General features: G+C 70.9%; 22 protein-coding genes. 8 read left to right on the top strand and 14 right to left on the bottom strand.

The genetic code is table 11. The features are described from left to right. The first annotated feature begins 624 nt into the window (after window positions 1–624). The 4 genes from PINTE_RS13140 (at window position 625) to PINTE_RS23265 (ending at window position 4,740) form a co-directional block, all read left to right on the top strand. Complete coding sequence (locus tag PINTE_RS13140) at window positions 625–1,326, top strand: IclR family transcriptional regulator (protein ID WP_068431417.1); 702 nt, start codon at window positions 625–627, stop codon at window positions 1,324–1,326. A gap of 71 nt (window positions 1,327–1,397) precedes the next feature. Further along, window positions 1,398–2,693 (top strand): DUF6986 family protein, encoded by a 1,296-nt coding sequence (locus tag PINTE_RS13145; protein WP_157087235.1) that lies wholly within the window; start codon window positions 1,398–1,400, stop codon window positions 2,691–2,693. Between the two features lie 12 nt (window positions 2,694–2,705). After that, complete coding sequence (locus tag PINTE_RS13150) at window positions 2,706–3,536, top strand: bifunctional allantoicase/(S)-ureidoglycine aminohydrolase (RefSeq protein ID WP_068431369.1); 831 nt, start codon at window positions 2,706–2,708, stop codon at window positions 3,534–3,536. A gap of 724 nt (window positions 3,537–4,260) precedes the next feature. Beyond that, on the top strand, window positions 4,261–4,740 hold the full coding sequence (locus tag PINTE_RS23265; RefSeq protein ID WP_169798528.1) for a DUF559 domain-containing protein: 480 nt from the start codon (window positions 4,261–4,263) through the stop codon (window positions 4,738–4,740). A 203-nt stretch (window positions 4,741–4,943) separates the two neighbouring features. Here the strand turns inward: PINTE_RS23265 and aceE are convergent, their stop codons facing one another. From aceE to PINTE_RS13175, 4 genes are all read right to left on the bottom strand, one after another. Next, window positions 4,944–7,655 carry a pyruvate dehydrogenase (acetyl-transferring), homodimeric type gene (aceE, locus tag PINTE_RS13160; protein ID WP_068431373.1) on the bottom strand — a complete coding sequence of 904 codons (2,712 nt, stop codon included), beginning with the start codon at window positions 7,653–7,655 and terminating at the stop codon, window positions 4,944–4,946. A gap of 298 nt (window positions 7,656–7,953) precedes the next feature. Then, the gene (gene uraH / locus PINTE_RS13165) at window positions 7,954–8,280 is read right to left on the bottom strand and encodes a hydroxyisourate hydrolase (RefSeq protein WP_068431375.1); all 327 of its coding nucleotides are present in this window, start codon (window positions 8,278–8,280) and stop codon (window positions 7,954–7,956) included. Continuing rightward, window positions 8,277–8,777, bottom strand: coding sequence for a 2-oxo-4-hydroxy-4-carboxy-5-ureidoimidazoline decarboxylase (uraD, locus tag PINTE_RS13170; protein ID WP_157087237.1), 501 nt, complete (start codon window positions 8,775–8,777; stop codon window positions 8,277–8,279). Before uraD ends, uraH begins: the two co-directional genes overlap by 4 nt. Window positions 8,778–8,943: 166 nt before the next feature. Then, window positions 8,944–9,441, bottom strand: a complete 498-nt coding sequence (locus PINTE_RS13175; protein ID WP_084343569.1) for a peroxiredoxin — start codon at window positions 9,439–9,441, stop codon at window positions 8,944–8,946. Window positions 9,442–9,854: 413 nt separating this feature from the next. Here PINTE_RS13175 and PINTE_RS13180 point away from each other — a divergent pair, with 413 nt between their 5' ends. The 3 genes from PINTE_RS13180 to PINTE_RS13190 all read left to right on the top strand — a co-directional run bounded on the left by PINTE_RS13180 (window position 9,855) and on the right by PINTE_RS13190 (window position 12,856). Continuing rightward, a complete protein-coding gene (locus tag PINTE_RS13180) occupies window positions 9,855–10,154 on the top strand; it encodes a DUF3263 domain-containing protein (RefSeq protein WP_068431379.1) in 300 nt (99 codons plus the stop codon). A 338-nt stretch (window positions 10,155–10,492) separates the two neighbouring features. Then, window positions 10,493–12,127 carry a chaperonin GroEL gene (groL, locus tag PINTE_RS13185; RefSeq protein WP_068431383.1) on the top strand — a complete coding sequence of 545 codons (1,635 nt, stop codon included), beginning with the start codon at window positions 10,493–10,495 and terminating at the stop codon, window positions 12,125–12,127. A 195-nt stretch (window positions 12,128–12,322) separates the two neighbouring features. Beyond that, window positions 12,323–12,856 carry a VOC family protein gene (locus PINTE_RS13190; RefSeq protein WP_068431386.1) on the top strand — a complete coding sequence of 178 codons (534 nt, stop codon included), beginning with the start codon at window positions 12,323–12,325 and terminating at the stop codon, window positions 12,854–12,856. Between the two features lie 24 nt (window positions 12,857–12,880). On the opposite strand, the gene PINTE_RS13195 is transcribed toward PINTE_RS13190, so the two are convergent. Then, window positions 12,881–13,177: a hypothetical protein gene (locus PINTE_RS13195; protein ID WP_068431392.1), complete on the bottom strand. Its 297-nt coding sequence runs from the start codon at window positions 13,175–13,177 to the stop codon at window positions 12,881–12,883. A 169-nt stretch (window positions 13,178–13,346) separates the two neighbouring features. On the opposite strand from PINTE_RS13195, the gene PINTE_RS23945 reads away from it, so the two are divergent. Next, on the top strand, window positions 13,347–14,192 hold the full coding sequence (locus PINTE_RS23945) for a DUF4031 domain-containing protein (RefSeq protein WP_217996592.1): 846 nt from the start codon (window positions 13,347–13,349) through the stop codon (window positions 14,190–14,192). Between the two features lie 169 nt (window positions 14,193–14,361). On the opposite strand, the gene PINTE_RS13205 is transcribed toward PINTE_RS23945, so the two are convergent. The 9 genes from PINTE_RS13205 to PINTE_RS13245 all read right to left on the bottom strand — a co-directional run. Further along, on the bottom strand, window positions 14,362–14,997 hold the full coding sequence (locus tag PINTE_RS13205) for an HD domain-containing protein (protein WP_068431399.1): 636 nt from the start codon (window positions 14,995–14,997) through the stop codon (window positions 14,362–14,364). Between the two features lie 14 nt (window positions 14,998–15,011). Continuing rightward, window positions 15,012–15,314, bottom strand: a complete 303-nt coding sequence (locus PINTE_RS13210; protein WP_068431402.1) for a DUF3349 domain-containing protein — start codon at window positions 15,312–15,314, stop codon at window positions 15,012–15,014. Window positions 15,315–15,553: 239 nt separating this feature from the next. Next, window positions 15,554–15,877: a DUF3349 domain-containing protein gene (locus PINTE_RS13215; RefSeq protein ID WP_068431405.1), complete on the bottom strand. Its 324-nt coding sequence runs from the start codon at window positions 15,875–15,877 to the stop codon at window positions 15,554–15,556. An 11-nt stretch (window positions 15,878–15,888) separates the two neighbouring features. Next, window positions 15,889–16,176, bottom strand: a complete 288-nt coding sequence (locus PINTE_RS13220; RefSeq protein ID WP_068431408.1) for a hypothetical protein — start codon at window positions 16,174–16,176, stop codon at window positions 15,889–15,891. Window positions 16,177–16,187: 11 nt separating this feature from the next. Next, the gene (locus PINTE_RS13225; RefSeq protein WP_373280159.1) at window positions 16,188–17,477 is read right to left on the bottom strand and encodes an inorganic phosphate transporter; all 1,290 of its coding nucleotides are present in this window, start codon (window positions 17,475–17,477) and stop codon (window positions 16,188–16,190) included. 133 nt (window positions 17,478–17,610) lie between these two features. Then, window positions 17,611–17,913, bottom strand: a complete 303-nt coding sequence (locus PINTE_RS13230; RefSeq protein WP_157087238.1) for a DUF3349 domain-containing protein — start codon at window positions 17,911–17,913, stop codon at window positions 17,611–17,613. 40 nt (window positions 17,914–17,953) lie between these two features. Then, window positions 17,954–18,235, bottom strand: coding sequence for a hypothetical protein (locus tag PINTE_RS13235; RefSeq protein WP_068431411.1), 282 nt, complete (start codon window positions 18,233–18,235; stop codon window positions 17,954–17,956). Between the two features lie 14 nt (window positions 18,236–18,249). Then, window positions 18,250–19,506 (bottom strand): inorganic phosphate transporter, encoded by a 1,257-nt coding sequence (locus PINTE_RS13240; RefSeq protein ID WP_084343572.1) that lies wholly within the window; start codon window positions 19,504–19,506, stop codon window positions 18,250–18,252. Between the two features lie 370 nt (window positions 19,507–19,876). Beyond that, window positions 19,877–20,942, bottom strand: a 1,066-nt coding sequence (locus PINTE_RS13245) for a S1C family serine protease (RefSeq protein WP_068431413.1), incomplete at its 5' end; no start/stop codon positions are given.

Raw genomic sequence — 20,942 nt, forward strand, 5'->3', positions numbered from 1 at the left:
CGTGGCGCGGCCCCGCCAGTGGCGCTCGCCCCGCCGGTCCCGGTGCCCACGGATCAACGCCCGGATGCGTGCGGGATCGTTGGGATCGGCGACCCCGGCCGTCTCGGCGTCCGGTGGCTCGTGAGGCTCGGCGCTCCGGGGTTCCTGCGTCATGGTCGCGGTCCTTCCGTCGGGCGGATCGCTGCTCACGGTAGTGCGCGCGGTGGTGCCACAACCCCGGACCCCCGACCCCGGCCCTCACCCCGGACCCAAGGGCCTGACCGCTGCGCCCGCGATCGAGGAGTCTGCCGCCGCCGCGGACAAGCTCGTGGAAAGGAGCGACTGCCATGCGGAAAACGCGGTGGTCCCCGGGCACGCCGGGAGGAGCCTGACCGGCGCCGGAGACCGACCGCGCACCGGCTCCGAGAGGGCGCAGCCGGAGCGTCGAGGCGCCCCTCGACCTGCCGCCTCGGCGCCTACACTCCCGGTATGGCTGCTGATCACCCGCCGACGCCGGGGGCTGACGACGACGTCACCCCGGCGGCCGGCGAGCCCGCGGCACCCGGCTCCGGCACCGGCCGGGCGGGCTCCAGGGCCGGGGCGCGCACGGGCTCGGTGCAGTCCGTCGAGCGGGCATTCGATCTCATGGAGGCCATCGCGGACGCCGGCGGCGAGATCTCGATGAGCGACCTGGCCACCGCCTCCCGACTGCCGCTGCCGACCATCCACCGGCTGCTGCGCACCCTCGTCGGCCTCGGATACGCCCGGCAGCTGCCGTCGCGGCAGTACGCCCTCGGCCCCCGACTCATCCGCCTCGGCGAACAGGCGGGCAAGCAGCTCGGCACCGTGGCCACCCCCGAATTGCGTTGGCTCGTCGGCGAACTCGGTGAGAGCGCCAATCTCGCGATGCTCGACGGAGACGGTGCGGTCTACGTCGCGCAGAGCCCCTCGCCGCACTCGATGCGCATGTTCACCGAGGTCGGGCGGCGCGTCACGCTGCATGACACCGGCGTCGGCAAGGCGCTGCTCGCGACGATGGACGACGAGCAGGTGCGCCGGCTCGTCGGTGACGACCGGCTGCCGCAGCGCACGCCGAAGAGCCACGCCACCGTCGCCGACCTGCTCGACGACCTCGCCCGCATCCGCGAGCAGGGGTACGCGATCGACGACGAGGAGCAGGAGCTCGGGGTGCGCTGCTACGCGGTCAGCGTGCCCGACGTGCCCGTGCCCGTCGCCGTGTCGGTCTCGGGCCCGCTCGCGCGCGTCGACCTGCGGTTCGGGCTACGCGCCGTGCCGCGGCTGCACGAGGCCGCGGCTCGCATCGGACGGGTCCTCGCTCGCCCGTGAGGCACCCGCCACGCGTGCGTCCCGTGAACGCATGGTGGAATCGAACGTTCGACAGCAGACAGGAGGTGCCCGTGCGAACCACTCTCAGCGGCGATGACCTGCGGCGGGTCGACGCCGAGCTGTCCGACACCGACTCCTTTCTCGAGCGCACCTACCCCGGCGATCGCGACGGACGCCAACCCGTGCACACCGTCTATGTACCGGCCGATCGCTACAACGCCGATCTGCCTGCGCAGTGGGCCGCCCAGGCCCTGCGCGCGGTGGCCGAGCACGGCGGCATCGAGACCGTCTGCGCCGAGATCGGGGTTCCTGCGGCGCTGGCGGCGCAGATCGGTCCGCGCGTGCTCGCCAAGCTGGAGCGCGAGCCGATCGAAGACCTGCGGATCGACTTCGAGGATGGTTACGGCACGCGCGGCGACGACGCGGAGGACGCCGAGGTCGAGCGCGCCACCGGCCAGCTGCGCGAGGCCATCGAGGCAGGCACCGCGACGCCCTTCTTCGGTCTGCGTTTCAAATGCCTCGAGGCGCCGACCCGGCGGCGCGGGCTGCGCACCCTGGACGGCTTTCTCACCGCGCTGGCCCACCGCGGCGAACTGCCCGACGGTCTCGTCGTCACGCTGCCGAAGGTGAGCACGGTCAGCCAGGTGGAGGCGATGGTCGGGGTGTGCGAGCGCCTCGAAACCGCGCTCGGATTGCCTTCTGGCCGCATCGGATTCGAGATCCAGGTCGAGACCCCGCAACTCGTTCTCGCGGCCGACGGCACGATTCCGGTCGCCCGGGCGCTGCACGCCGGGGCCGGGCGCGTCACCTCGCTGCACTACGGCACCTACGACTACTCGGCCTCCATGGGTGTCGCCGCCGAGCACCAGTCGATGGAGCATCCGGTGGCCGACCAGGCCAAGGCGCTCATGCAGCTGGCCGTCGCCGGCACCGGCGTGCACCTGTCCGACGGCTCGACGAACGTGCTGCCCGTCGGCGAGCCCGGGCACGTCATCGACGCCTGGCGGCTGCACCACCGACTCGTCTCACGGTCGCTGGCCCACGGGATCTACCAGGGCTGGGACCTGCACCCCGCCCAGTTGCCGACCCGCTACCTCGCCACGTTCGGCTTCTACCGCGGCGGCTTCGCACGCGCCGCCCAGCGGCTGCACGCGTACGTGCACAAGAGCGGAGGCGGGGTGCTCGACGAGCCGGCCACCGCACGGGCCCTGGCCCGCTACCTGCACCGCGGGTACGCGTGCGGTGCTCTGGACGAGATGGAGCTGCGCGAGGCGACCGGTCTCGACCCGGCCGGTCTCGCGCTGCTCGCCCGCCCGAAGTCCGACACGGAGAGCGTGCTGCCGTTGTCGGGCAGCACCGATGAGTGAGGTCCCGTTTCCATGTCCACCCCCTACTTCGTTCCCCGCGGCGGCCTGCCGTCGCAGACCGAGCTGACCACCGACCGAGCCGTCTTCACAGAAGCCTATGCGGTGCTGCCGGCTCGGACGATGAGTGACATCACGACGAGCCAGTTGCCCTTCTGGAACAACACACGATTGTGGGTGATCGCTCGACCGCTGACCGGCTTCGCCGAGACGTTCAGCCAGTACATCGTCGAGGTCTCGCCCGGAGGCGGCAGCGAGCGCCCGGAACCCGACCCGAAGGCCGAGGGAGTGCTCTTCGTCGTCGACGGCTCGCTGACGTTGACCCTCGACGGCCTGGAGCACGAGTTGGAGACGGGCGGGTACGCGTTCGTTGCGCCCGGCGCGCGGTGGACCCTGCGCAACGACGCGAGCGCGACCGCGACCTTCCACTGGGTGCGCAAGTCGTACGAGGAGGTCGACGGCATCGACCGTCCGGAGTCGTTCGTCACCAGCGACCAGCAGGTCGAGCCGATCCCCATGGCCGACACCGACGGGGTCTGGGCCACGAGCCGGTTCGTCGACCCGGGCGACGTGCGTCACGACATGCACGTCAACATCGTCACGTTCGCCCCCGGCGGCACGATCACCTTCCCCGAGACCCACGTCATGGAGCACGGCCTCTACGTGCTCACCGGCAAGGCCGTGTACCTGCTGAACAAGGACTGGGTCGAGGTGCAAGCCGGCGACTTCATGTGGCTGCGCGCCTACTGCCCCCAGGCCTGCTACGCCGGCGGCCCCGGACCCTTCCGGTACCTGCTGTACAAGGACGTCAACCGGCACGCCGGTCTTGGCCCGCCCTTCCGCTGAACCTCGTTGGGCCGGTCGGCCCGATGGGGCCCGCGTCACGGCCGGGCCCAGCGACGGACTCCGTTCGCACAGGATCACGTGTAGTGACCTCTCGCGAGCGGTCACTCGGCGAGCTAGCCGCATCAGTGCAGGTCAGAGGCATGTGCTTGGGCGTTCCGTGGCCGATTGACCGCTCGATGGCCCGCGAGCGGTCAATCTCGAGCTCGTCCTGCCGCGGATGGGTGCTTGCCGGACCAACGTCGTGCAAACACCCCATCTGTCCACAGGTCGTCTGCCACCAGTGAGTTATCCACCGCCGGCCGGCAGGGTTCGGACTCTCTGTGCAGAGACCCGGCAGCCTGGCCCCATGATCACTCCCACCACAGCCAACGCCATGTCGCGGCCCCAGAGCCCCGCTACATCTGTCGCCACCGAGGCGGGGCCGCCGGACGGCGCCTCGAGTCCGTCGGTGGTCGACTCGTCGGACTGGGCGTTGGCGTCCGTGCTGTCCGTGGCCCCGCCGGGAGCGGCCTTGTGTCGTATCACAGCGGCCCGTCGCTACGGGCTCACTCTTCCTGATGGGCTCATCGTCGACCCACAGGTGCACGTGCTGGTGCCGTCAGGTCGTCGATTCCGACGGCGAGGCGTCACCGATTGGCGCGGCGTCGAGCAACGGTGCATCGACGACGTGAATGGGCTGAGGATGACGAGTCTCGGCGACACGTGGTGCGATCTGGCCAGTCACTTGAGCGAGACCGAGCTCATCATCATGGGCGACGAGATAGCCAACCGAGCCGGGATCGAGGAACTGCAACGCGCCATCTCCCGGCGTCGGCACGGTCGCCACGTGCGGGTGGCCCGCCGGGCCCTGGCTCGGGTGCGCTGCGGTAGCGCATCGCCGATGGAGACCCGGGCGCGGCTCGGGTTCGTCGAGGGCGGCCTCCCGGAGCCCGAGCTGAACGTCGTGCTGTACGACGATTCTCGCGAATGGCTTGCGCAGGTCGACTTCCTGTGGCGCGAGGCCCGACTCATCGTGGAGTACCAGAGCGATTACCACGGCGATCCTCGACGACGTGAGGCCGACGAGACGCGACGCCGACAGCTGGAGGCGGCGGGATACCGCGTCGTGTTCGTCACCGCCTCCACGATCTTGCGAGCGGTGGCTCGCGAAGAGCTGTGCCGTCAGCTGATCGCCGCAGGGCGCGCCGCTGGATGCGCGTGGTGAGGGCGAAAAGTGACCCGTCAGCGTGCACCGAGCGGTCAATCGCTGGAGGCCGGAGCCTGAACCGGCTCGTGACCTGCGATGTTGCGGGGCGCAACTGACGTGACCGCTCGCGAGAGGTCAATCCTGGGGACGAAAGGGCGCTTCCCCGGGGCACGCGAACGGGCCGCGCCCCGGCAAGGAGCGCGGCCCGTTCGAGGCGAGCGTCAGGCGTCGCCGCCGGCGTTGCCGGAGACGCCGGCCTTGACGTCGAGGAGACGGTACTTCTCGGCGGCCTTGGCCGGGATGTCGGAGCCGACGGTGCCTTCCTCGGCGAGCAGCTGCAGCGCGCGCACGACGACGCTGTGGGCGTCGATGTGGAAGTAGCGGCGAGCGGCGGCCCGTGTGTCGGAGAAGCCGTGGTCGTCGGCGCCGAGTGACGCGAACTTCTGCGGCAGGTACGGCCGGATGAGGTCGGGCAGGTCCGAGACGTAGTCGCTGGTGGCGACGATCGGTCCGGGCGCCTCGCCGAGCTTCTGCGTCACGAACGGCGTGCGCGCGCCGTCCTCCGGGTGCAGGAACGCGTCCTTCTCGGCGGCCAGGGCGTCGCGGCGCAGTTCATACCACGACGTCACCGACCACACGTCGGCGGAGACGCCCCAGTCCTGCTCGAGGATCTCCTGGGCGTGCACGATCCACGGCACACCGACTCCGGAGGCCAGCAGCTGCACCTTCGGGCCGTCACCGGAGCCCTCGGAGAGGCGGTGGATGCCCTTCTTGATGCCCTCGACGTCGACGTCCGCCGGCTCCTTGGGCTGCACGATCGGCTCGTTGTAGACCGTCAGGTAGTACATGACGTCCTGGGCGTCGGGGCCGTACATCTCCTCGATGCCCTGCTTGACGATGTGCGCGATCTCGTAGCCGTACGCCGGGTCGTAGACCTTCACCGCCGGGTTGGTCGCCGCGAGCACCGGCGAGTGGCCGTCCATGTGCTGCAGGCCCTCACCGGTCAGGGTCGTGCGACCGGCCGTGGCTCCGATGATGAAGCCCCGGGCCAGTTGGTCCATCGCGGCCCAGAACGAGTCGCCGGTGCGCTGGAATCCGAACATCGAGTAGAAGATGTAGATCGGGATCATCGGCTCGCCGTGCGTGGAGTACGACGTGCCGGCCGCCGTGAAGGCCGCGACCGAGCCGGCCTCGTTGATGCCGGTGTGCAGGATCTGGCCCGACTCCGACTCCTTGTACGCCAACAACTGTGTGCGGTCGACCGCGGCGTACGTCTGGCCGCGCGGGTTGTAGATCTTGGCGGTCGGGAAGAAGCTGTCCATGCCGAACGTGCGGGCCTCGTCGGGCACGATCGGCACGACGCGCTTGCCGAACTCCTTGTCGCGCATGAGGTCACGCATGAGCCGCACGAACGCCATCGTGGTCGCGGCCTGCTGCTTGCCCGAGCCTCGACGAGGACCGTCGTAGGTCTTCTCCGGCGGCAGCTTCAGCTCGCGGGTCTTCGTGCGTCGCTCCGGCACGCCGCCGCCGAGCTTGCGCCGCCGCTCGAGCATGTACTGCATCGGCTCGGCGTCGTTGCCCGGGTGGTAGAACGGCGCGTCGTAGACGCCCTCGAGCTGCTTGTCGGTCAGCGGGATGTTGAGGAAGTCGCGGAAGTACTTCAGGTCGGGCAGCGTCAGCTTCTTCATCTGGTGCGTCGCGTTGCGCGCCTCGAAGTTGTAGCCGAGACCGTAACCCTTGACGGTGTGCGCGAGCACGACGGTCGGCTGGCCCTGGTGGGCCGTGGCCGCCGAATACGCCGCGTACATCTTGTGGTAGTCGTGGCCACCGCGGCGCAGCGCCCAGATGTCGTCGTCGGTCCAGTCCTCGACGAGCTTGAGCGCGCCGGGGGACCGTCCGAAGAACTCCTCGCGCACGTACTTGCCGGACTCGCCCTTGTACGTCTGGAAGTCGCCGTCCGGGATCTCGTTCATGATCTTCACGAGCTCGCCGGTGGAGTCCTTCTCGAACAGCGGGTCCCACTCGCGGCCCCACAGCACCTTGATGACGTTCCAGCCGGCGCCGCGGAACAGGCCCTCGAGCTCCTGCACGATCTTGCCGTTACCGCGCACCGGCCCGTCGAGTCGCTGCAGGTTGCAGTTGATGACGAACGTCAGGTTGTCGAGGCGCTCGTTGGCGGCCAGCTGCAGGAAGCCGCGGCTCTCCGGCTCGTCCATCTCGCCGTCGCCGAGGAACGCCCACACGTGCTGGTCGGAGGTGTCCTTGATGCCGCGGTTGTGCAGGTAGCGGTTGAACTGCGCCTGGTAGACGGCGTTCATCGGGCCCAGACCCATGGAGACCGTGGGGAACTGCCAGAAGGTCGGCGCCAGCCGCGGGTGCGGGTAGGAGGGGAGGCCGTTCGGGGCCGCCGAGCGGTCCTGCCGGAAGCCGTCGAGCTGCTGCTCGGTGAGGCGCCCTTCGAGGTAGGCGCGGGCGTACATGCCGGGCGAGGCGTGGCCCTGGAAGAACACCTGGTCGCCGCCGCCGGGGTGGTCCTGCCCGCGGAAGAAGTAGTTCTGGCCGACCTCGTAGAGCACGGCCGCGCCGGCGTACGTGGAGATGTGACCGCCGACCGACAGCGCCGAGCGCTGGGCGCGCTGCACGACCATCGCGGCGTTCCAGCGGATCCACCGGCTGTAGATGCGCTCGATGTCCTCGTCGCCCGGGTACGCCGGCTCCGCGGAGATCGGGATGGTGTTGACGTAGTCGCTGGTCAGCCGCGGCTCGGCGGCGACCCCGAGGGATGCGGCGCGGGCGCCGAGGGTGGCGAGCATGTCACGAGCCCGCTCCGGACCCTTGCTCGAGACCAGTCCTTCGAAGGACTCGATCCACTCGGCGGTCTCTTCGGGGTCTACGTCGGACCCGTAGATGGGGTTCTTTTCGGGGTGTTCCATTCCGGAGTGCTCCTGAGTGGTCGGACGGGGTGTGTGATGCGGGGGTCCCGGACGGCCCACCGGCCCGGCTCGCCGCATCGCGGGCCGGGCCTGGCGGAGATGTCACGGGATAGGTCGGGGCTGCATTTCAGGCAGCCTAATGCGTGTGACCCTCCGGCCCGACCTGCAGGCTCACCGGTTTTCCGGCGGTCTCCGGGACCGGCCCGTCGCGGCCGGCGCGATCGGCGGTTCGGGCGGTGCGGTCGGCGGTTCGGCCGCCTTTGTGCGCCCGTCGCGGCGGGTGCGGCCGGTGCGGGGGTCAGCTGCCGCGGTAGGTGGAGTAGGCGAAGGCCGACAGCAGCAGCGGCACGTGGTAGTGCGCCTGCGCGGCGTCGACGACGAAGTCGATCGTCACGTGCGGGTAGAACGTCGCCTGGCCGCGGGCGGCGAAGTAGTCGCCGGTGCCGAAGGTGATCCGGTACTCCCCGGAGGTCAGGGAGTCGGGCCCCAGGTCGGGCACGCGCCCGTCGTCGTTGGTGCGGGCGCGGGCGATCTCGGTGCCGTCGGCCTGCGCCAGGGTGACAACGACTCCGCTCGCGGGGAGTCCGACGACGGAGTCGAGCACGTGGGCGGTGACGTAGCTCATGGCGACACGGCTCCTTGCAGGCGCAGGACGGCGATCTGGCGCAGTTGGTCGGCGACGACGGCCGATTCGGTCTCGTCGTCGTTGCCCAGCCGCGTCGTCAGCTGGTCGAGGATCTGTTCGCTGGAGCGGCCGGCGGCGCGGATGAGGAACACCCGGTCGAAGCGGCGTTCGTAGGCGGCGTTGCCCTCGGCGAGGCGGCGTTGCACGTCGTCGTCGAGGTGCAGGCCGGACTGTTCGCCGCGGGACAGGCCCGCCTCCGGGGAGTCGCCGCGGGCGCGCTCGCCGATGCGGGGGTGGTGGGCGAGGGCCTGCTCGATCTCGGCGGGGGTGAGCGGGTCGGCGGCTGCGCGAGCCGCCGCGATCAGGTCGTCGAGCCCGGCGTACGGCCGCCCGCCGACGACCCCGGCGATCCATCGCTCGACGTCGAGGCAGGGGCGCAGCGCCTCGGTCGCCTCCTGGGCCGGTGCGGCGTTGAACTGCTCCAGGCCGATCGGCATGCGGGCTCCTTTCGGCGGTCCGCGAAGTTCCGCGATACGAAACGGCGGTTTCGTGCGCGCCCCATCATGTCGTGGTCGGAACGAAGCCTGTCAAGGGCGCGCAGCGCTCACGAGCGCGGGCTGAGCAGGACAGGGCTCACCAACGCAGGGCTGACCAGCGCAGCGCTCACAAACCGAGCTCGCGCATGAGCCAGTTGGCGTGGGTCGCGGGGTCGACGCGGTAGTACAGCGCCTGCAGCGAGCGGTCGGGCCCGACGACGAAGGTGGCGCGCAGCGGCCCGTCGCTCGTGCGGCCGTCGACGGTGCGCGTGCCCCACGCGCCCCACGCGCGTGCCGCGGCGTGGTCGGGATCGGACAGCAGCGGATACGGGAGCCCGTGCCGCTGGTCGAATTCGGCGAGGGTCTGGGGGTCGTCGCCCGAGACGCCGACCACGCCGACTCCGGCGCCCTTGAGCCAGGCGAGGTTCTTGCGCAGGTCGCAGGCCTGGGTGGTGCACTCCGGCGTGAACGCGCCGGCGAAGAAGTAGACGACGGTGCGCGCGTCGTCGCGGCGGCGGTACTCGGCGGCGTCGCGGCGAGGATGCTCGGCCAGGTCGAACGGCTCGCCACGCTGGTCGAGGAGGCACAACGCGGGTGCAGGGTGTCCCGTCCTGAGATGCTCCATGTGGCCCTCCTGATGGCCGCCTCGGCCGTGATGCGAAACGTGAGGCGGGGTCGATGGTGGCCGGTGGTTCCCCGGTCAGCTCGAGTGTGACCGGGGCGCGTGGCGGATCGGCGACAGGCGTGGGTCGTGTCGCCCGACGACCTCGTTAACTGGGGTGTTTTCGCGTGCCCGCCTGGAGGCCAAAGGCGCCCGGCGCGCCGCCCCCGCGGTGCGCCGCGCGGTCTTGTCGGCGGTGAATGACATGCTTGTCGTTAGCTGGCACGATGGTCATCGCCTCGGTGGTCGTCACCGCTGCTCAGGGCCCCGATGCGGGGTGCCGTGGCGGGCCGGCTCCCCGGGTCGAGCGACACGGCCGGGGCAGGCGACGGGCACACTCGGCGCTCCGGGCGACCGGGCGTGAAGGAGGAGACGACATGACGGCGACGGACCCGACGACCCAGCAGGGCTGCTCGGAGCCCGCGACGGCGGCGCTCACCGAGCGCGAGATCGAGATCCTGACCTTCGAGCGGCAGTGGTGGAAGTACCCCGGCGCCAAGGAGCAGTCGATCCGCGAACTCTTCGACATGAGCGCCACGCGGTATTACCAGGCGCTCAACACCCTCATCGACTCCTCCGCCGCGCTCGCGCACGACCCGCTGCTCGTCAAGCGGCTGCGCCGGATGCGCTCCTCGCGCCAGAAGGCCCGCACCGCGCGCCGCCTCGGCATGGGCTGAGCGACCCGTCTCCCTCTCGAAGCACCCGCCCGGTCGCGGCGGGTGCTTCGTCGTCTCCCGGGCGCCGGGGCTGCGGCGACGGCTGTCGATATTTGCACTCGCAGGGGTCGAGTGCTAATCATGGGGTTAGCACTCTCGGGTGCCGAGTGATAACGCGCGCGTCGCCGGCCGGCGGTCGCGACACGGTCTCCTCGGGGCCCGACGGGTGGTTGCACAGCAGTCGGACCGATCGATGAGGGTGTCGGCCCGCCGCGAACGGCGCGGTGGGGTCGGGGCTCGTCCGTCGCGGGCATCGCCGGTCCACCTCAATCCGCAACGTGTGGGAGGAACCACCGCACATGGCCAAGATCATCGCGTTCGACGAGGAGGCCCGGCGCGGGCTCGAGCGGGGCATGAACCAGCTCGCCGACGCCGTTCGGGTCACCCTCGGCCCCAAGGGCCGCAACGTCGTGCTGGAGAAGAAGTGGGGCGCCCCCACGATCACCAACGACGGTGTGTCCATCGCCAAGGAGATCGAGCTCGACGACCCCTACGAGAAGATCGGCGCCGAGCTGGTCAAGGAGGTCGCCAAGAAGACCGACGACGTCGCCGGAGACGGCACGACGACGGCCACCGTGCTCGCCCAGGCCCTCGTCAAGGAGGGTCTGCGTAACGTCGCCGCGGGCGCCAACCCGATGGCCCTCAAGCGCGGCATCGAGAAGGCCACCCAGGCCGTCTCCGACGAGCTGCTCGGCATGGCCAAGGACGTCGAGACCAAGGAGCAGATCGCCGCGACCGCGTCGATCTCCGCCGCCGACACCCAGATCGGCGAGATGATCGCCGAGGCGATGGACAAGGTCGGCAAGGAAGGCGTCATCACCGTCGAGGAGTCGAACACCTTCGGCCTCGAGCTGGAGCTCACCGAGGGTATGCGCTTCGACAAGGGCTACATCTCGGCGTACTTCGTCACCGACCCCGAGCGCATGGAGGCCGTCCTGGAGGACGCCTACGTGCTCGTCGTCAACTCCAAGATCGGCTCGATCAAGGACCTCATCCCGCTCCTCGACAAGACCAAGCAGGCCGGCAAGCCGCTGCTGATCATCGCCGAGGACGTCGAGGGCGAGGCCCTGGCGACCCTGGTGCTCAACCAGATCCGCCGCATCATCAACGTCGTGGCCGTCAAGGCCCCCGGCTTCGGCGACCGTCGCAAGGCCATGCTCGGCGACATCGCCACGCTGACCGGCGGCCAGGTCATCTCCGAGGAGGTCGGCCTCAAGCTGGAGACCGCCGAGCTCGACATGCTCGGCACCGCCCGCAAGGTCGTCGTCACGAAGGACGAGACGACGATCGTCGAGGGTGGCGGCGACACCGACCAGATCGCGGGCCGGGTGCGTCAGATCCGCAACGAGATCGACAACTCCGACTCCGACTACGACCGCGAGAAGCTGCAGGAGCGCCTCGCCAAGCTCGCCGGCGGCGTGGCCGTCATCAAGGCGGGCGCGGCCACCGAGGTCGAGCTCAAGGAGCGCAAGCACCGCATCGAAGACGCGGTTCGCAACGCGAAGGCCGCCGTCGAGGAGGGCATCGTCGCCGGTGGTGGCGTGGCCCTCATCCAGGCGGGCGACGCCGCGTTCGGCAAGCTGCAGCTGTCCGGTGACGAGGCGACCGGCGCGAACATCGTCAAGGTCGCCATCGAGGCGCCGCTGAAGCAGATCGCCGTCAACGCCGGCCTCGAGGGCGGCGTCGTGGCGGAGAAGGTGCGCCACCTCACCCCGGGCGAGGGCCTGGACGCCGCGACCGGCGAGTACGTCGACCTCATCAAGGCCGGCATCATCGACCCGGCCAAGGTGACCCGGTCGGCGCTGCAGAACGCCGCGTCGATCGCCGCGCTGTTCCTCACCACCGAGGCCGTCATCGCCGACAAGCCGGAGAAGGCCGCCGCGCCTGCCGGTGGCGGCGACGAGATGGGTGGCATGGGCGGCATGGGCTTCTGATCGGCCCAGTTCGCAGCACGTCCCGAAGGCCCCGGCATCGCGCCGGGGCCTTCGGCGTGCCCGGGCAAGGTTTCGGGTGCCCCGGGTCGGTGTGCCCGGGCGCCCGGGCTCCCAGGTCGGTCCGCAGGGTGCCTGGGTAGTCTGCGCTCGCCGGTTGGCCCGGCATCGTCTGCTTCAGCTCAGAAGGGACCGACCGTGAGCGACGCACCCCTGCCCCGCGGCATCCAGCACATCGGCGTCACCGTGCCCGACCTCGACGCCGCCACCCGCTTCTTCGCCGAGGGACTCGGCGCCAAGATCGCCTACGACGGATTGACCACCGACGACGAGCCCCGCCGCGGGCCGGAGGTCGAGCGTCAGCTCGGGTTGCCGCCGGGCGCCGCGATCCACCGGCAGCGCATGTTCGTCATCGGGCAGGGGCCCGGGCTGGAGGTCTTCGAGATCTCCGGGCAGCAGCGGCCCGCCTCCGGGTTGGCGGACTTGGGCCTCAACCACATCGCGCTCTACTGCGACGACATCGAGGGCTCGCTCGCCCGGCTCGTCGCCGCGGGCGGCGAGGCGCTCTCGGAGGTGCACGGCAACAGCCGCCACGAGGACTCGCCCGGCAACGGCAGCGTTTACGTCAAGGCGCCGTGGGGCATGCTCATCGAGCTCCAAACGATCCCGAACGGGCACTACTACGGCCCGGATTCGCAGGCGCAGGTGTGGATGCCGCAGCCGCGCCAGTAGCCGTATCCCCTGGTTGCGGCACGGTCAGGGAAGGATGTCGCCGCTCGTGAGGTAGCGGTGCAGGAGACGGTTCTCCACCCGCCAGCGCCCCCAGTCGCGCGATATGACGGCTCGCCTCTCCAGGCGTTGTGCCGCCGGCGCGATCTGGGGTTGGGTCTTGCCCAGGCGCGCGGCGACGTCTGCGCCGGCGACGGTCAGCTGCTCGTCGAGCAACTCGTACACGACCCTCAGTACGGCCATCTCGCCCGGCGGGATGTCGTCGACCGCGGCCTCGATGAGTCGGAGCCGATCCGCGTAGGTCTCGCGGTCGGCGCGGGCCACGTCGGCCTTCGTGATGACCGGTCCGTCCGAGGCGTTCCACGCCTGCTGGCCGACGAGCTGGAACAGGTAGGGGTCTCCGGCGACGATCTGCCGTACCCGAAGCCGGGCCGAAAAGGATTGTTGTCGACCGAGCGGCGCAGTGCGGTGAAAAATTTATCACCGCACTGTCATGATCGGACCGGGTTGCCCGCCGTTCCTGGTTCGTCTCTGGATCAGCGAGCGGCGGGCCGGGCCCTATCCTGGGCTGGCCATGCCGATCCTCGTCGACCCCCCGATGTGGCCGTTTCGCGGCCGGCTGTTCAGCCATCTCGCGAGCGACACCTCGATCGCCGAACTGCACGACTTCGCCGTGCGTGCCGGGCTGCACCCGCGCTCCTACGACGGCGACCACTACGACGTGCCGGCCGAACGTTACGACGAGGTCGTCGCCGCGGGGGCGCTGCCGGTCAGCAATCGCGAGTTGCTCGCCGCCGTGCGCGCGGCCGGGTTGCGGTTCCGCAAGCGGCGCGGGGAGCGGCCGGTGGCCAGCATCCCCGACGGACTGCCGTTTCTGCGGGAGCCGCACGTGGCCGAGATGCTCACGTCGCCGTTCGACCCGCCCGCGGACTCGACGTTCGCGGCGGTGACGTTCGTGACCGACTCCGGTGACCGGCTCCTGCTGGTCGGGAGCCCGAAGCGCGGCGGCTGGGAGGCGCCCGGCGGCTGGCGCGAGCCGGGGGAGAGCGCACGGGAGGCGGCCGTGCGCGAGGTCGCCGAGGAGACGGGGGTGCGACTCGACGCGGGGAGCCTGGTGCCCTTCGGGTACGAGCGGATTCGGTTCGCGGCGCCCCCGGCGCACCCGCGGCTGAGCCAGACGTGCCACGTCGCGGTGTTCACCGCCCGCGTCGACGCCCTCGGCGTCGACGGCATCGGCCCCGAGGGGCAGCCCATCGTCTGGGCCGACGCGCAGGCCGTCGCCGACCGCTGCGCCACCGCCCCCTGGTATCCCCTCCTCGACCGCCACCTCCACCCCTGAGCCACCCTGAGCCACCCTGGGCCACCGCCAATCACCTGGCGCTTGGGCAATCACCTGGCCGAAGGCTGCCCTTTCGGTCGAGGGCTCGTGCCGCAACCCTAGCCCCCGGCCGAAAGGGCAGCCTTCGGCCGAATGGGGTGGGGCCGGGGCGCCGAATGCGGGGCGGGCGTCAGGGGTGGGGGGTGAGTTCGCGGGTGAGGTTGGCGCGGGCGGGGGCCTCCCAGGGGCGGGCGGCGCTGGTGACGTACAGGCGCGGGCGGTCGAGCAGGTCGCGCAGGATCGCGCCGCGGCCGGCGGCGAAGTCGGAGTCGGGCACGTGGGCGTACTCGGTGCGCACCTGCGCCACATAGCGGTCGTACCGGTCCGGGGGTGCCGACAGAATCCACAGGTCCGCGTCGAGGAGGCAGCCCGCGGCCGCGTCGTCGGGCGCGGCGCGGTGCTCGGCGGTCGCCTCGACGAGCCGGGCCACGTCGTCCACGACACCCGCAGGCTCGCCCGCGGCGCCGAGCACCCGACGGGCCAGCGCCGCGCTCGCCGCCTCGTTGTCGGCGGCCCGCGGGTCGTAGACCGCGTCGTGGAACCACAGCGCGAGCCGGGCCGTGCGCGCCCGCTCGCCGGTCACCGCCTCGGCCCGCAGCAGCGTCTCGAGCGCCGCCCAGCCTTCGCGCAGGTGCTCGGCCGTGTGATACGCGCGGTGCGGCTCGTCGTAGCGGGCCAGCACCGCCTCCGCGTGGCGCCCGAGGTCGGCGCGCACCTGCATCGACACGGCGGCAGGGGAGGGAGCCGGGCCGGCGTCGGAGCTCATCGCGGCACCGCCGCTCAGCGGGGGCCGGCGGCGTCGTCGGAGACGTCCCAGCCCGCCTCCCGGAGCAGCTGCGAGACGCGGCGCAGCTCGTCGTCGCTGGCGAGTTCGTCGGTGATGCGCAGGTAGCCGACGCCGACGTCGATGCGGTCGGCGGGCACGAGGCCGCGGGCGACGAGTTCGCGCCCGAGCTGACGGGCCTCCTCGTCGGAGAGTCGTCGGCGCAGCAGGGCGAACAGCGGCACGTAGTCGCGTTCGGGGATGCCGTTGGGGTAACCGGCGCGCAGCCAGTCGACGATGCGTTGAATCGGGGCGAGCATACGGAGAATCCTTCTGCGGTCGGTGCAGCGAGGCGGCGGGTCGGTGGGTCGGCGCCACGGGTTCGAGCTCCGATGTGAACGGTCCAGCGAGGCGGGTCAGCGGGGCGGGTCGGCAGGCGAGGCGGGTCGGGCGGTCGGATCGGTCGGCGGGTCGAGCACGAACGAGCCACATCGCCGCGCACGACAGCGGCCCACCCGGCGTTCGCCGAGTGGGCCCACCGCGTCGTGTCGACCGATCGTCAGTTCTGACCCACGGGATTAGGGTCCAACGGCCAACCGCCCTGCGCCAGTCTCACCGACACGCGGACGATGTCTTCGCTCGCGGGGCGCTCGTGGATCGCGGCGCGGATCGCCTGGCCGATCTCTTCTTCGGACGCCTGCACGCGGCCGCTGGCGAGCATGCGACGGGCGATGTCGTCGACCTCGCCCTCGGTGAGGGCGCGGTGCAGGATGCCGAACAGGGCGACGTAGTCGTGTTGCGGAACCCCGTCGGGGTAGCCCGCGCGCAGCCAGGTCACGACGCGGGACAGCACGTCGCGTGGCGTGTCGGGGTGTGTGGTCATGGCTCCTGCGCTCACTTGTCGACGATCGTCGGGTAGATGTGCTCGAAGCTGACGGCGAAGCCGAAGCCGGAGCCGAGGATGACCGTGATGCCCAGCGCGATGAACAGGAACACAAACGCGAAGCACACGTAGGAGGCGGCGACACCCAGCGGGTGGTGGCCCCCGCCCGGGCCCTCGCCGTTGCCGGAGGCGAGGGTGCGCATGCCGACGGCGAACAGGGCGGGCAGGCCCGCGCCGAGGACGAGCCCGGCGAGCAGCACCTGCCGGATGGCGTTGAAGAACAGGGTGAGCAGCGTCATCGTCGGGTCCTTCAGGTCGTCGTGTCGGTGTGCAGCGGTCGGTCGGCGGGGTGCGCCCCGGCGACCTCGTCGACGGGCGGTTCGGCGCCCTCCGGGCCGGTCACCGTGTCGGGGTTCTCCCAGTCGTCGTTGACGTTGCCGGCGTGCACCGGCTTGCGACGCGAGTGGTGCACCATGTAGCCGGACATGCCCAGCAGCAGCAGGCAGATCACCAGCGGACCGAACGGCTCGCCGAGGACGTGCCCGATGAGGAACATGACGGCGCCGACGAGCGCCGCGGCCGGCAGCGTGATGAGCCACGCGATCGCCATGCGCCCGGCCACGCCCCAGCGCACCTCCGCGCCCTTGCGACCGAGCCCGGTGCCGAGGATGGAGCCGGTGGCCACGTGGGTCGTCGACAGCGGGAACCCCAGGTGGCTGGAGGTGAGAATCACCGCGGCCGAAGAGCTTTCGGCGGCCATGCCCTGCGGTGAGGAGATCTCGACGAGGCCCTTGCCGAGGGTGCGGATGATCCGCCAGCCGCCCATGTAGGTGCCGAGGGCGATCGAGGAGGCGCAAGCGATCTTCACCCACCATGGGATCGACCCCAGGTCGGTCCACTCGCCGGTGGCGATGAGGGCCAGGGTGATGACGCCCATCGTCTTCTGGGCGTCGTTGGTGCCGTGCGCGAGCGAGACGAGGGAGGCGGTGCCGATCTGGCCCCACCGGAACCCGCCCTCCTTGAAGCGCTCGCCGATGCCCGCGGTGATCCGGTACACGAGCCAGGTGCCGCACATCGCGACGAAGCCGGCGATGAAGGGCGAGGCCAGCGCCGGCAGGATCACCTTGCCGACGACGCCGTCGAGCTTGCTGCCGTCGCCCATCCAGTTGACGCCGCCGAACCCGAGGGCCGCGATGCCGGAGCCGATGAGCCCGCCGAAGAGGGCGTGGCTCGAACTCGACGGGAGGCCGAGCAGCCAGGTGAGCAGGTTCCACACGATGCCGCCGATCAGCCCGGCGAACACGATGAGGAGCAGAAATCCGCCTCCGTCCGCGATGAGTTCGGGGTTCGGGGCGCCGGAGTGGTCCTGAATCTTGATGACCGCGTTCGTCACCGTGAGGGCGACCTCGACCGATAGGAACGCGCCGACGAGGTTGAGGATCGCCGACAGGATGACGGCGGTCTTCGGCTTGAGCGCACCGGTGGCGATCGAGGTCGCCATGGCGTTGGCGGTGTCGTGGAAGCCGTTGGTGAAGTCGAACGCCAGGGCCGTCGCGACGACCAGCCCCAACACGATGAAGGTGATGTCCACGGCGAACATCCTGGCCCCGCTTCGGGGCCCCGACATCCCGCCGCACAGGGTCATTTGCACCATTCGGCACTGCGACGAGCACCGTTGCCGGAGTGGTTCCTTCGGAGTTCACCGACAATTCATGCGGAGCCGGGTCGGTGACCTAACGCGAGTCAGGCCCGTCGTCGCGCACCGGCCAGCCCGCCTCCCGCAGGAGCCGGCAGACGCGCGCGATCTCCTCGTTGCTCGGCAGCTGGTCGGTGATCCGCAGGTAGCCGACGGCCACGTCGAGGCGGTCGGCGGGCACGAGGCCGCCGGCCACGAGGCGCTCGCCGAGCTCCCGGGTCTCGTCGTCGGACAGGCGACGGCCCAGGAGCGCGACCAACGGCAGGTAGTGCCGCTCGGGGATGCCGTGGGGGTACCCCGTGCGCAGCCAGGCGACGATGCGCTGCAGTCGGGTGATCACGTCGGCTCCGGTGGCCGCGGCAGCGCCCCGCGGGCGGGGGCTACTTCTCCACCAGGGTGGGAACGATGTGCTCGAAGCTCACCGCGTACCCGAAACCGCTGGAGACGATGATGAGGATGCCGAGCGCGATCGCGCACAGCACGAGCCCGAAGCACAGCATGGACAACGCGGTGCCGGCCGGGTGGTGGGCGCCGTCCGGCCCCTCGCCGTGGCCGTAGGCCAGGGCGCGCATGCCGATGGCGAACAGCGCGGGCAGGCCGGCGCCGATGACGAGCCCGAGGCCGAGGACCTGGACGATGGACGAGGCGAACAGGGACAACATCGTGAATCGTCCTCTCAGCGGCCCGTGGGGGCTTCGTGGGTCGTGGTCTCGGTGGAGTCGGGGCCGTCACCGGCTCCGACCGCGGCGCGGGTCTCGTCCCACTCGTCGTTGACGTTGCCGGCGTTGACCGGCTTGAGGTTGGCGTGCCAGACCATGTAGCCGGCCAGCGCGCACAGGATCGCGAAGATGACCATGGGGCCGGCGAGGCCGCCGATCGTGTTGCCGATGAGGAACATCACCGCGCCGACGAGGCCCGCGGCGGGCAGTGTGATGAGCCAGGCGAGCATCATCCGGGCGGCGACGCCCCAGCGCACCTCGGCGCCCTTTCGGCCGAGTCCGGTGCCGAGGATGGAGCCGGTGGCCACGTGGGTGGTCGACAGCGCGAAGCCGAGGTGGCTGGAGGTGAGGATGACGGCGGCGGAGGAGCTTTCGGCGGCCATGCCCTGCGGTGAGGAGATCTCGACGAGGCCCTTGCCGAGGGTGCGGATGATCCGCCAGCCGCCCATGTAGGTGCCGAGGGCAATCGCCAGGGCGCAGGCGACCTTGACCCAGAACGGCACGCTGTGGGTGTCGGTCCAGGAGCCGGAGGCGATCAGGGCCAGGGTGATGACGCCCATCGTCTTCTGCGCGTCGTTGGTGCCGTGCGCGAGCGAGACGAGGGAGGCGGTGCCGATCTGACCCCAGCGGAAGCCGCCCTCCTTGAAGCGCTCGCCGATGCCGGCGGTGATCCGGTAGACGAGCCAGGTGCCGCACATCGCGACGATCGCGGCGATGACGGGCGAGGCGAGCGCCGGCAGGATGACCTTGCCGACGACGCCGTCGAGCTTGCTGCCGTCGCCCATCCAGTTGACGCCACCGAAGCCGAGGGCCGCGATGGCGGAGCCGACGAGGCCGCCGAAGAGGGCGTGGCTCGAGCTCGACGGGAGTCCGAGCAGCCAGGTGAGCAGGTTCCACACGATGCCGCCGATGAGGCCGGCGAAGACGATGAGGAGCAGGAACTGCCCGCCTCCGGCGAGCAGTTCTGCGCGGGGGGCGCCGCTCTTGTCCTGGATGCGCACGACCGCGTTGGTGACGGTGAGCGCGACCTCCACGGACAGGAAGGCCCCGACGAGGTTGAGGATCGCCGACAAGGTGACGGCGACCTTGGGCTTGAGGGCACCGGTCGCGATCGAGGTTGCCATCGCGTTGGCGGTGTCGTGGAAGCCGTTGGTGAAGTCGAACGCCAGCGCCGTCACGACGACGAGCACCAGCACGAGGAAGGTGATGTCCACCTCTTTATGATTGCGCGTCCGAACGGGTCCGGTTAGCGAGAGGGCCCATCGTGAGACGGTTTTCTTGCGCGAAAGTTCGGCCTAGACTCAGTTCACCTACGCGTCACCGGCTCCCCGGCCGGAGCGCGGGCTCGAGCGCGGTGCTGAGCACGGATCACCCCGGTCAGGGCGCTCCCGGCGAGCGAATGCAGCCGGGCGAGCGGGCCGTCTCCGAGCCCATGGCCTGCGGCATCGATGGTAGTGGCAGGTGCATTCGAGGTGAACCGCAGGCATGTTGGTGCCAGCACGTCAGATGCCCGATTAAGTCCGATCGGAGACGGCGCGGCCGGGTGCCGCCGTGCTGGCACCCGGCCGCGCGGGGTCCGTACGGTCAGGAACCCTGTCGTTCTGCGAGGGTCGCCTGCATGTCCTGGCGCGTTCCGTTGCGCACGATCGTCAGCTTCACCTGGCTGTCGACGTCGCGCTCGCGGACCTGGGCGACGAGCCCCTCCCAGCCGTCGACGGGCTCGTCGTCGATCGCGACGACGGCATCGCCGGGCTGCAGCCCGATCTGGGCGGCCGGGCTGCCGGGGGTCACCCGCTCGATGATCGCGGCCGCGCGCTGGGCGTCGCCGTCGCGCACGTACCCGCCGCGCCCGGTGAGCCCGATGTACGGGTGACGCACGGTGCCCGACGAGAGGATCTGGGCGCTCACCGAGCGGGCCTCGTTGACCGGGATCGCGAAGCCGATGCCGATGTTGCCGCCGTCCTGGGAGGTCTGGGCGATCGAGGAGTTGATGCCGACCAGCTGCCCGGAGGAGTTGACGAGCGCGCCGCCGGAGTTGCCCGGGTTGATCGCGGCCGAGGTCTGGATCGCGTTCGTCACGACGTACTCGCCGCCGCTGCCGAGCGGGCTGTCGCCGCCGCCGGCCGCCTGGGTGGTGACCGGCCGGTTCAGCGCGCTGACGATGCCGGTGGTCACGGTGCCGGCGAGCCCGAGCGGGTTGCCTACGGCCATGACCGGCGAGCCGACCTGCAGCTGACTGTCGTTGCCCATGGTGATCGGGGTGAGGTCGCCGGGGGCGTCGTCGAGCTTGAGCACGGCGAGGTCGGTGCTGGGATCGGTGCCGACGACCGAGGCCCGATAGGCGCGCTTGTCGTTGAGCGTGACGAGGATGGCCGAGCCACCGCCGCTGCCCGCGGCGACGACGTGGTTGTTCGTGACGATGTGGCCCTCGGCGTCGAGGATGACGCCCGAGCCCTGGCCGCCCTGCCCGGTGTTCGACCCGATGGTGATGGAGACGACGCTCGGCGCGACCGCCGCGGCCGTCGCGACCCAGTCGGGCGCCGAGGCGTTCGCCTGCTGCACCGGCGGGTTGCCCGCGGGCCAGCGCTGCGCCCCGCTCGCTGAGTTGGCCGCCTGGTCCGAGGAGGTGGCCGGGGCCAGCAGGTACGCG

Source organism: Piscicoccus intestinalis NBRC 104926 (genome assembly GCF_001515525.1).
GTDB classification, from domain to species: domain Bacteria; phylum Actinomycetota; class Actinomycetes; order Actinomycetales; family Dermatophilaceae; genus Kineosphaera; species Kineosphaera intestinalis.